The organism is Streptomyces sp. KLMMK (genome assembly GCF_036961605.1).
GTDB classification, from domain to species: Bacteria; Actinomycetota; Actinomycetes; order Streptomycetales; family Streptomycetaceae; genus Streptomyces; species Streptomyces telluris.
Genome location: NZ_JBAMDC010000230.1, coordinates 1 through 10896, shown reverse-complemented (window position 1 = coordinate 10896; position 10896 = coordinate 1). Strand labels below are relative to the sequence as shown.

Annotated in this window: 9 protein-coding genes and 1 pseudogene; 5 read left to right on the top strand and 5 right to left on the bottom strand. The window is 72.5% G+C overall.

Going from position 1 to position 10896, the window contains the following annotated elements; translation table 11 throughout:
* Nucleotides 1-224 (top strand): annotated as a pseudogene (locus tag V7793_RS25770) (hypothetical protein); the annotation flags it as partial.
* Between the two features lie 77 nt (nucleotides 225-301).
* Here V7793_RS25770 and V7793_RS25765 read toward each other — a convergent pair.
* A complete protein-coding gene (locus V7793_RS25765; RefSeq protein ID WP_336010394.1) occupies nucleotides 302-2002 on the bottom strand; it encodes an ABC transporter family substrate-binding protein in 1701 nt (566 codons plus the stop codon).
* 166 nt (nucleotides 2003-2168) lie between these two features.
* On the opposite strand from V7793_RS25765, the gene V7793_RS25760 reads away from it, so the two are divergent.
* From V7793_RS25760 to V7793_RS25750, 3 genes are read left to right on the top strand one after another with little or no spacing between them, the layout of a single operon-like run.
* Nucleotides 2169-3152 carry an ABC transporter permease gene (locus V7793_RS25760; RefSeq protein ID WP_336010399.1) on the top strand — a complete coding sequence of 328 codons (984 nt, stop codon included), beginning with the start codon at nucleotides 2169-2171 and terminating at the stop codon, nucleotides 3150-3152.
* Between the two features lie 16 nt (nucleotides 3153-3168).
* Nucleotides 3169-4128, top strand: a complete 960-nt coding sequence (locus V7793_RS25755) for an ABC transporter permease (protein ID WP_443057992.1) — start codon at nucleotides 3169-3171, stop codon at nucleotides 4126-4128.
* Entirely contained in the window at nucleotides 4109-6160 is a 2052-nt protein-coding gene (locus V7793_RS25750) for an ABC transporter ATP-binding protein (protein ID WP_336010392.1), read from the top strand. Before V7793_RS25755 ends, V7793_RS25750 begins: the two co-directional genes overlap by 20 nt.
* A gap of 16 nt (nucleotides 6161-6176) precedes the next feature.
* On the opposite strand, the gene V7793_RS25745 is transcribed toward V7793_RS25750, so the two are convergent.
* The 4 genes from V7793_RS25745 to V7793_RS25730 all read right to left on the bottom strand — a co-directional run bounded on the left by V7793_RS25745 (nucleotide 6177) and on the right by V7793_RS25730 (nucleotide 9820).
* Nucleotides 6177-6500, bottom strand: coding sequence for a DMT family transporter (locus V7793_RS25745; protein WP_030366234.1), 324 nt, complete (start codon nucleotides 6498-6500; stop codon nucleotides 6177-6179).
* 87 nt (nucleotides 6501-6587) lie between these two features.
* Nucleotides 6588-7595, bottom strand: coding sequence for a ribosome small subunit-dependent GTPase A (gene rsgA, locus V7793_RS25740; protein WP_336010389.1), 1008 nt, complete (start codon nucleotides 7593-7595; stop codon nucleotides 6588-6590).
* Between the two features lie 20 nt (nucleotides 7596-7615).
* A complete protein-coding gene (gene aroA, locus V7793_RS25735; RefSeq protein ID WP_336010387.1) occupies nucleotides 7616-8986 on the bottom strand; it encodes a 3-phosphoshikimate 1-carboxyvinyltransferase in 1371 nt (456 codons plus the stop codon).
* 120 nt (nucleotides 8987-9106) lie between these two features.
* Nucleotides 9107-9820, bottom strand: a complete 714-nt coding sequence (locus tag V7793_RS25730; protein WP_336010386.1) for a M50 family metallopeptidase — start codon at nucleotides 9818-9820, stop codon at nucleotides 9107-9109.
* A gap of 42 nt (nucleotides 9821-9862) precedes the next feature.
* Here V7793_RS25730 and V7793_RS25725 point away from each other — a divergent pair, with 42 nt between their 5' ends.
* Nucleotides 9863-10696, top strand: a complete 834-nt coding sequence (locus V7793_RS25725; RefSeq protein ID WP_336010396.1) for an SOS response-associated peptidase — start codon at nucleotides 9863-9865, stop codon at nucleotides 10694-10696.
* The last annotated feature ends 200 nt before the right edge of the window (nucleotides 10697-10896 follow it).

The window sequence follows — 10896 nt, the reverse complement described above, 5'->3', positions numbered from 1 at the left end:
TCGCCGAGGTCCTCCGCGACCGCACCGTCCGGGCGGTCTCCGGCACGGCCGCCGACCGGGCGCCGGAGGCCACGCGGTGGGCCTGCGAGGCGGCCGTACGGCTGACGTTGTCCTATGTCGTCGTCCCGGGCGCGTCGGACGAGGAGGCCGCCGGGCACGTCGCCCGTCTGGTCCGCACCCTGGTGGGCGAGCGGGCGACGGAAGCACCCCGTCCGGAGCAGTGACCGGCCGGGGCGGTGGTCACTTCAGCGGCTGCTTCAAGGGTTGCTTCAGGGGGTTGCTTCAGGGGTTACTTCAGGGGTTACTTCAGCCATCCGATCCGGACGCTGTTCTCGTCGCCCAGCCCCGGCGCGCCGGTGTTGGCCAGGCCCTTGCGGATCGCGATGATCTGGGGCCGCTGGTAGAGCGGCACCGAGTGGCCGAGCTCCCAGACCTTGGCGTCCGCCTCGTTGTACAGCGCGACCTGCTTCGCGGCGTCCGTGGTCCGGGACGCCTCCACCATCAGCTTGTCCACCTCGGGGGACGAGACCCGGCCGTAGTTGGTGAAGGCGTTGTCGCCGTCCGGCTGCCGGTAGTCCTGGTAGGAACTGGAGCGGTAGATCCGGTCGACCTGGCGGAACTGCGTGAGGTCGTAGTTGCCCCGGTGGACGTACCGGTCGAAGTAGTCGTCGCCCGGGACCTTGCGCAGGCCGACCTTGATGCCGATCTCGCCGAGCATCTGCTGGGTGAGCTTGGCCTGGTCCTCGGCGAGCGGGACCGCGTCGGCGGGCATCACGTACTCCAGGACGAGCGGCTTGCCGTCCTTGGTGCGCGGCTTGCCGGCGCCCTCCTCCTTCCAGCCCGCCTCGTCCAGCAGCTTCTTCGCCCGGGCGACGTCCCGCTTGCCGAAGGAGCCGGCGTTGTCCCGGTAGCCCTCCTGGTTCGGCATGAAGAAGTGGTTGTTGACGACCTTGGGCCGGAACGGCAGGTCCTTGCCCGCCACCTTCGCCAGCGCCTCGCGGTCGACGCCCAGCGCCACGGCCTGGCGCGCCTTGACGTCCTGGAGCGGCCCCCGGGCGCCGTTCATGCTGAGCGTGACCTGGTCCCAGCGCGCGCCGATGCGTATGTCGGTGCCCTGGTCGCCCTTCAGGCGCTGGTACGCCTCGGGAGTGGAGGCCGGGGCGTCGTCGATCTCCTTGTTGAGGTAGGCGTCGGTGCGGGCCTTGCTGTCCATGGCCCAGAAGATGTACTTGTCCAGCTTCGGCTTCTCGCCCCACCAGGCGGGGTCCGGGATCAGGGTGATGGTCTTCGCGGTCCTGTCGTACTGGCCGACCTTCCAGGCGTTGCCGGTGACCGGCACCTGACCTGCCCAGCTCTTGTTGAAGCTGTCCGGGGTCGCGTTGAGGGAGGCCGGGAGCAGCGGGTCGAAGAGCATCTGCCAGTCGGCGAAGGGGGTCGCGAAGGTGACCCGCACCTCGTGCTCGTCCTTGCCCTGCCCGACCTCGGCGATCTGGTCGTAGCCACTGGTGGAGGCGACCTGGTAGCCCTTGTCCTTGCCGCTGAGCGCCTTCCACTGGGCCTCGAAGTCGGCGACGCCCAGCGGCTTTCCGTCCGACCACTTGGCCTTGGGGTTGAGCTCGTACGACACCACCTGCGGGTCGGTGGAGACGACCTTCGCGGAGGCCAGGTAGTCCGGGTTGGAGTGCGGGACGCCCTTCGCGTCGAAGGTGAACAGGTCGGGCTCGACCAGGGCGGTGATCGCCGCCGCGTCGCCCTGGGTGCCGTCCGTCTGGTTGGGGTTGTACTGGTTGATCCACTGCTGGATCGAGACCTTGTGGACGCCGCCCTGCTTCAGGTCCTCCGCCGGGTGCGGGTTGAGGTCCTGGGCGCCGACCGCCGGGGCCGCCTTGTCCTGCGCGCCGTCGTCCGAGGACTTCCCCGAGCCGCTGCCGCAGGCGGTGACCACCAGCGCGGCGGAGACGGCCGCGGCCGCTAGGGCGGTGGCTCTGACGGGCCTGATCATGGCGGGTTTCCTCTCATGGGGGACGGACGGCCCGGCCACCGTAAGCACGTCACTGCCGCCTCAACAGGCCCATACGGTCAAGCGTTTACAGTATTTATCGCGCACGAAACACATCCGAAACAGAAAGAAACCGAACGGTAGGTTCCGCCGGATAGTGTCACCCACCGTGCTCGCCTATCTGACGAAACGACTCGGCTACTATGCGCTGCTTTTGGCCGTGGCCGTCTTCCTGTCGTACGTGCTGTCGTCGCTGGCGCTCTCCCCGCGCGGGTACTTCGAAGGCCGCCAACCGCCGCCCCCCGCCGAGTCGGTGGAGGCGCAGCTGACCGCGCTCGGGATCAATGACCGCACGCCCCTGCTGGAACGATTCGGCACCTGGGCCTCGCACGCCGTGCGCGGGGACTTCGGGCGGACCATCGACAGCAGCAGCGTGGGCGAGGAGTTCGGCCGCCGGGTCGGCGTCAGCCTGCGGCTGCTGCTCGCGGGCACCCTGCTCGGCACCGTGGCAGGCATCCTCGCGGGCGCCTGGGGCGCGCTCCGGCAGTACCGGTTCTCCGACCGCGCCGTCACCGTCCTCGCCTTCCTGCTGCTGTCCACGCCCACCTTCCTCCTCGCCGTCCTGCTCAAGATCGGAGCCATGAAGGTCAACCAGGCAGCCGGCACCGAACTGATCTCCTTCACCGGCGAGAAGACCCCGGGCCTGACCGGCTCCGCGGGCACGCTCCTCGGCGACCGCGCGGCCCATCTGCTGCTGCCCACGCTCTCCATCGCGCTCGGCACCGCCGCCGCCTACAGCCGCTACCAGCGCGGCACCATGCTCGACGTCCTCGGCTCGGACTTCCTGCGCACCGCGCGCGCCAAGGGGCTCACCCACCGCAGGGCCGTGCTCACCCACGGACTGCGCACCGCGCTCGTACCCATGTCCACGTTCTTCGCCTACGGGTTCCTCGCCCTGTTCACCGGCGCCGCCTTCACCGAGAAGATCTTCGGCTGGCACGGCATGGGCTCGTGGTTCATCGACGCCATCGGCAAGAGCGACGTCAACTCCGTCGTGGCGGTCAACGTGTTCGCCGCCGTCATGGTGCTGCTCTCCGGCTTCCTGGCCGACGTCCTCCACGCCGCGCTCGACCCGCGCGTCCGCACCAGCTGAGCGAGGCACACGAACCGTGACCACCACCGCCACCGTCCCCACCACCGTCCCCGCCGCGGCGCCACCTCCCGCAGCCCGCGGGCGGGGCCGCACCGCACTGCGCCGCTTCGCCGCCAACCGCAACGCCGTCACCGGCGCCGCCGTCCTCCTGCTGCTGTTCCTGCTCGCCTTCGCCGGCCCCCACCTCACTCCCTGGAGCCACACGGACATCGACTACAGCGCGCTCCGCGAGGCGCCCTCCGCCGGCCACTGGTGGGGCACCAACCGCATCGGCCAGGACGTGTACGCGCAAGTCCTCCACGGGCTGCAGAAATCGCTGCTGATCGGCCTGCTCACGGCCCTGACCTCGACCGTGCTGGCCTCCGTCGTCGGCGCCTGCGCGGGCTACTTCGGCGGCTGGGCCGACCGGGCCGTCACCTTCTTCATCGACCTGCTCCTCGTCTTCCCCGCCTTCCTGATCATCGCCATCGTCTCGCCCCGGCTGCGCGACAGCGGCTGGATCGTCTTCGTCGGGCTCCTCGCCGTCTTCGGCTGGATGATCACCGCGCGGGTGGTGCGGTCCATGACCCGCTCCCTCAAGGAGCGTGAATTCGTGCGGGCAGCCCAGCTCATGGGGGTGCACCCGCTGCGCATCATCGTGCGCCACATCCTCCCCAACATCTCCTCCTTCCTCATCGTCGATGCCACCATCGCCGTCGGCGGCGCCGTGATGAGCGAGACCGGCCTGTCGTACTTCGGCTTCGGCGTGCAGCCCCCCGACGTCTCCCTCGGCACCCTCATCGCCGACGGCTCCGACGCCGCCCTCACCTACCCCTGGATGTTCTTCTTCGCCGCAGGGCTGCTCGTCGTCTTCGTCCTCGCGGTCAACTTCCTCGGCGACGGCCTGCGCGACGCCCTCGACCCCACCTCGGGCCACCACCGCACCAGGCGCCGCCCGCGCCGGAAGGGAACCACCCATGACCGCGCCGCCCGCTGACGCGGTGACCCCGGCCCGCACGGCCGCCCTGGCCGTACGGGACCTGCACGTCGACTTCGACGGGCCCGGCGGCCCGGTCCCCGCCGTCCGCGGCGTCGACCTCACCCTCGAGCGCGGCGAAGTCCTCGGCCTCGTCGGCGAGTCGGGATCCGGCAAGTCCACCGTCGCCCTCGCCGCCATGGGGCTGCTGCCCCGCACCGCACGCGTCCGCGGCTCCGTCCTGGCCGGCGGCACCGAGATGCTCGGCGCGGGGGAGAAGGCGCTGTCCCGGCTGCGCGGCAGCCGCGTCGCCATGGTCTTCCAGGACCCGCTCTCCGCCCTCACCCCCGTCCACCGCATCGGCGACCAGATCGCCGAAGCCGTCCGCATCCACCAGGACGTCACCCGCGACCGGGCCCGGCGCCGCGCCGTCGAACTCCTGGACCTCGTCGGCATCCCCGACCCCGCCCGGCGCGCCCGCGCCTACCCGCACGAGTTCTCCGGCGGCATGCGCCAGCGCGCGATGATCGCCATGGCCGTCGCCAACGACCCCGACGTCATCCTCGCCGACGAGCCCACCACCGCCCTCGACGTCACCGTCCAGGCCCAGATCCTCGACGTCCTGCGCACCGCCCGGCGCGAGACCGGCGCCGCGCTGCTCCTCGTCAGCCACGACCTCGGCGTGATCGCCGGCATGGCCGACCGCGTCGCCGTGATGTACGCGGGCCGCGTCGTGGAGAGCGCGCCCGTGGACGAGCTGTTCGCCGCGCCGCGCATGCCGTACACCATCGGGCTGCTCGGCGCCGTGCCCCGCCCGGACGCCGGCGGGCGCCCGCTCACCCCCGTCCCCGGCTCACCGCCCGACCTGCGGAAGGCGTCCGGCGGCTGCCCCTTCGCCCCCCGCTGCCCGCTCGCCGACGACGCCTGCGCCGACGAACCCGCGCTCGCAGGGTCCGGCGACCACCTCGCGGCCTGCGTGAAGACACCCGGCCCCGGCCTCTACCCGGTGCCCGGCATCCCGCCCGTACGCGCCGCCGCCGACGTGCCGCGCGGTGAACTGCCCGCCGTGCTACGGGTCCAGGGGCTGACCAAGACCTTCCCGGTGTTCAAGGGCGCCGCCTTCCGCCGCCGCGTCGGCAGCGTGTACGCCGTCGACGGCGTCGACCTCGACATCCGGCGGGGAGAGACCCTGGGGCTCGTCGGCGAGTCCGGCTCCGGCAAGTCCACCGCCCTGATGGAGATCCTGCGGCTGGCCGCCCCCGAGTCCGGGGAGGTCGAGATCCTCGGCCGCTCCGCCGCCACGCTGACGAAGCGCCAGGCACACGCCCTGCGCGGCTCCGTACAGATCGTCTTCCAGGACCCCATGGCGAGCCTCGACCCGCGGATGCCGGTCGGCGAGATCGTCGCCGAGCCGCTGCGCGCCCAGGGCCACGGGCGTGCGGCGGCCGCCGGCCGCGTCCCCGGACTGCTGGAGCTCGTCGGCCTGGAGGCCGGCCACGCGGGCCGCTTCCCGCACGAGTTCTCCGGCGGGCAGCGGCAGCGGATCGGTATCGCGCGGGCGCTCGCCGTCGAGCCGGAGCTGCTCGTCCTCGACGAACCGGTGTCCGCGCTGGACGTCTCCGTGCAGGCCGGCGTGCTCAACCTGCTGCAGCGCCTCAAGCGCGAACTGGGCCTCGCCTACCTCTTCGTCTCGCACGACCTGGCCGTCGTGCGGCACGTCGCGGACCGCGTCAGCGTCATGTACCTCGGCCGCACCGTGGAGTCCGGGCCGGTCGAGGAGGTCTTCGCCCGGCCGCGGCACCCGTACACGCAGGCGCTGCTGTCGGCCGTACCCGTACCCGATCCCGCGCGGGAGCGCTCCCGTGAACGGATCCTGCTGGCGGGCGATCCACCCAGCCCCGAGGTGCGGGAGGAGGGGTGCCGGTTCCGCGGGCGGTGCGGGTTGTACGCGGGGCTGGGGGACGCGGAGCGGTCGCGGTGCGAGGGGGTACGGCCGGTGCCGCGGTCGTTCGGCGGTGAGCAGGTGGCGGCCTGTCACTTCGCCGGGGCGTAGCGGGCCCGGGCGGGCCTCAGTGCGCCGAGCCCGACAGCTGCAGCCCCATCACTCCCAGGATCACCAGGCCGATCGACACCAGCTTCAGCGTCGAGACCAGGTCGCCGAGGAAGACCATGCCGTAGATCGCCGTACCGGCCGCGCCGATGCCCGTCCACACCGCGTAGGCCGGGCCCACGTCGAGCTTCTTGAGGGAGAGCGTCAGCAGGCCGAAGCTGCCGAGCGCGAAGCACGCGAACGCGATCGTCGGCCACAGCCGGGTGAAACCGTGGGAGAGCTTGAGACAGACCGCGAAGCCGGTTTCCAGCAGTCCGGCGACCACGACCAGCAGCCACGCCATCAGTTTGCCTCCCGTGTCTCGTGACCGCCGTCCGTCCCGGTGTGCTTGATGCCCTTGCCACTGGCGGTCACTCGCAAACGTAGGCGATCAATCGCCTTCGCGTCGCTCCCGCGTGGAAAGCAGTCGGCGCAGCGAGTAGAGGCGCTGCGGATCGGCGTGGCCGTCGGTCACCCACGCGTCCAGCGCGCAGTCCGGTTCGTCGTGGCTGCAGGCCCGCGGACAGCCCTCCGTACCCGGTTCCAGGTCGGGGAAGGCGTGGATGACGCGGGACGGATCGATGTGGTGGAGGCCGAACGACCGGACGCCCGGGGTGTCGATGACCCAGCCCGAACCCCCCGGCAACGGCAGCGCCAGCGCCGAGGTGGTGGTGTGCCGGCCGCGGCCGGTGACCGCGTTGACGTGGCCGGTGGCCCGCTGCCGGTCCGGGACGAGCGCGTTGACCAGAGTCGTCTTGCCGACGCCGGAGTGGCCGACGAAGGCGGTGACCCGGCCCTCCAGCCGCTCGCGGACCCGGTCCGCGGCGCCGCCGTCCGCGAGCTCCTCGCGGCTGGTGACCACGTGGTGCACGCCCAGCGAGCCGTAGGACTCCAGGAGTTTGTCCGGCGAGGCCAGGTCCGACTTCGTCAGGACGAGCAGCGGCTCCAGCCCCGCGTCGAACGCGGCGACCAGACAGCGGTCGATGAGCCGGGGCCGCGGCTCGGGGTCCGCGAGGGCGGTGACGATCGCGAGCTGGTCGGCGTTGGCCACCACCACGCGCTCGAAGGGGTCGTCGTCGTCCGCCGTGCGGCGCAGCACCGACGAGCGCTCCTCGACCCGCACGATGCGCGCGAGGGTGTCCTTCGCGCCGGAAAGATCCCCGACGACCGCGACCCGGTCACCGACCACGACCCCCTTGCGGCCCAGCTCCCGGGCCTTCATCGTCATCACGATCCGGTCCTCGACCAGACAGGTCAGCCGGCCGCGGTCGACGGTCAGGACGAAGCCCTCGGCGGCGTCCTCGTGCTTGGGGCGGATATTGGTGCGGGGGCGGTTGCCCTTGCGGTTGGGGCGGACGCGGATGTCGTCCTCGTCGGGGTTCTTGCCGTAGCGGCGCATTGCTGGCTTTCCTGGATCTCTCAGACTCTCGGCGCCGTCGCCGCCCCCGCGACGGTTCCCAGCATCCCGGTCCACAGCTCCGGGAAGTCGGGCAGGGTCTTGGCGGTGGTGGCCACGTTCTCCACCTGGACGCCGTCGACCGCGAGGCCGATGACGGCGGCCGCGGTGGCGAGCCGGTGGTCCTCGTAGGTGTGGAAGACGCCGCCGTGCAGCGGGCGCGGGCGGATGTGCAGCCCGTCCTCGGTCTCGGTGACGTCGCCGCCGAGCTCGTTGATCTCCTTGGCCAGGGCGGCCAGCCGGTCCGTCTCGTGCAGCCGCAGGTGGGCGATGCCGCGCAGGGTGGACTCGGAGTCGGCGAGCGCCGCGACGGCGGCGATCACCGGGGTCAGCTCGCCGACCTCGTGCAGGTCGGCGTCGATGCCGGTGATGCGGCCGGTGCCGGTGAAGGTCAGGCCGGCCTCGGTCAGCTCGCACGAGCCGCCCATCGCGGTGAAGATCTCCCGCAGGGCGTCGCCGGGCTGGGTGGTGCGCTCGGGCCAGTCGGGGACGGTGACGCGGCCGCCGGTGACCAGGGCGGCGGCCAGGAACGGCGCCGCGTTGGAGAGGTCCGGCTCGATCACGACGTCGCGGCCGAGCAGGGCGCTGGGGGAGACCCGCCACACGTTCGGCTCGCCGCCGGACTCGGGGGTGTCCACCTGCGCACCGGCCTGGCGGAGCATGTCGACGGTCATCCGGATGTGCGGCATCGAGGGCAGCACGGAGCCCACGTGACGGACCTCGACGCCCTGGTTGAAGCGCGGGCCGGACAGCAGCAGCGCGCTCACGAACTGCGACGAGGAGGAGGCGTCGATCTCGACGGTGCCGCCCTCCAGGGCGCCGCCGCCGTGCACGGTCAGGGGCAGGGCACCGCGCTCGTTGTCGTCTATGCGGGCGCCCAGGGCGCGCAGCGCGTCGATCACGCCGTGCAGGGGGCGCTCGTAGCTGCGCGGGTCGCCGTCGAAGCGGATCGGGCCGTCGGCCAGGCTCGCCACGGGCGGCAGGAAGCGCATCACGGTGCCGGCGTTGCCGACGTCCACGGTGGCGGGGCCGCGCAGCCGCGCGGGGATCACCCGCCACGCCTCGCCGGAGCCGGCCGGGCCGTCCGCGTCGCCGGAGCTGGAGGAGACGGTCTCCTCGATGCCGACGCCCATGGCGCGCAGCGCCTCGGCCATCAGCAGGGTGTCGCGGGAGCGCAGGGGGCGGCGCAGCCAGCCGGGCTCGGAGGCGAGCGCGGCCAGCACCAGGGCGCGGTTGGTGACCGACTTCGAACCGGGCACGGTGACGGTCGCGTCGACCGCTCCCGTGGCGAGGGGGGCGGGCCAGAGGTCTGTGTGCGCGGGGTTCTCGGTCATGCCTTTACCTTACTGACGTCCGCCGTGTGGTTCGGTCCCCGAAGTCCTATGGCCTGAGGTTCCCGGCCCGGGCGGCGGCCGCCGGTGCCCCGGGCGCGCCCCGTACGCGCCCCTCCCGGATCACAGCCCGAGCAGCCAGCGGCCCCCGCCGGTCAGCGCGCACAGCGAGATCACATGGAAGAAAACCAGCCACGCCGTGGCGGGCAGGTGGGTGAGCCGGGCGAGCTGGTCGGCGTCCGAGTCTCCGGACCTTCCGTCGCGGCGCCTGCGCTGCAGCTCGAAGGCCGGCCGGACGCCGCCGAGCAGCAGGAACCACACGACCACGTACGCGAACAGCGCCTGCACGTCGGGCCTCGTCAGCCAGGAGACCAGCACGAACAGGGAGCCCGCGAGGACCACCGTCAGCACCCCGTAGGCGTTGCGGATCATCAGCAGCATCGCGGCGAGCAGCGCCGTCGCGAGCCACAGCAGCGCCGTGATGTGACCGGCGGAAAGCAGCCACGCGCCGCCGAGCCCCAGCAGCGAGGCGGCGGGGTAGCCCGCGGCGGCGGTGAGGATCATGCCGAGGCCGGTCGGCTTGCCGCGCGAGACGGTCAGGCCCGAGGTGTCCGAGTGCAGCCGGATGCCCTGCAGCCGCCGCCCGGAGAGCAGGGCCACCAGGCCGTGGCCCCCCTCGTGGGCCATGGTGACGGCGTTGCGGGTCACCAGCCATATGCTCCGCGGGGCCACCGCCGCGAGGGCGGCGAGCCCTGCGGCGGCCACCAGCCACACGGACGGTGCGGGCTGGGTTCCCACCACGCGGTCCCACAGGGCGGTGGCTTCGGTGCTGTCCATTTGTGCGCGGCTCCTCGTGGGTCCGTGGCAGGGTTGGCGAACATGTGCGGTCGATATGCGGCGAGCCGGGAGCCCGAGGATCTCGTGGGGCTCTTCGGCATCGGGAAGTGGGAGCCGGCGGAGGCCCTCGCTCCGGACTGGAACGTGGCCCCGACGAAGAGCGTCCATGCGGTGCTCGAACGTCCTCTGAAAGACGCAGCCGACCGGCGTCCGGTTCGCCAGCTGCGCCCGCTGCGCTGGGGCCTGGTCCCGCCGTGGGCGAAGTCGCCCGAGGGCGCCGCGAAGATGATCAACGCCCGGTCCGAGACCGTCCACGAGAAGCCGTCCTACCGGCAGGCCTTCGAGAGGCGCCGCTGTCTGATACCCGCCGACGGATACTACGAGTGGGTCACCGGGGCGGCCGAGCGGGAGCTGGAGGAGCAGGGCCGTAGGAAGAGGACCCGGAAGCAGCCCTACTTCGTCACCTCGGCCGACGGCTCGGTCATGGCGATGGCCGGGCTGTACGAGTTCTGGCGCGACCCCGCGCTGCCGCCCGACCACCCCCGCGCCTGGTGGGCCACCTGCACGGTGATCACGACGGAGGCCGAGCCCGCCCCGTTCGCCTCCCCGGAGGGGGACGCGGCCCCGGACGGCGGCGGGCCCCGCTCCCTGGCCGAGATCCACCCCCGGATGCCGCTGGTGCTGCCGCCCGACCGGTGGGACGCCTGGCTGGACCCGGCGTGCACGGACGTGGAGGAGCTGCGCGCCCTGCTCGCCCCGCCGCCCGCTGGGGCCGTCCGCGCCTACCCGGTCGCGACCGCGGTCAGTGACGTCCGCAAGAACGGCCCCGAGCTCCTGAAGGAACTGGACGCACCGGAGGAAGCGACGCTGTTCTGAGGGTCGTCTGAGAGGCCGGCCGGGGGATCGTCCGAGGGGGTGCCCGAGGGGCTGAGCGCCGGCGCGGTTCCGGGGCCGAGGGGTTTTTGGGCGCGGTGGACGAAGATGGACGGGTGATCGAGACCGTTCCCACCCCCGCGGGCGACGCCCGGATCCACTGGTACCCCGCCCCGCAGGCGCGCCTCGTGCTCGCCCTCGGC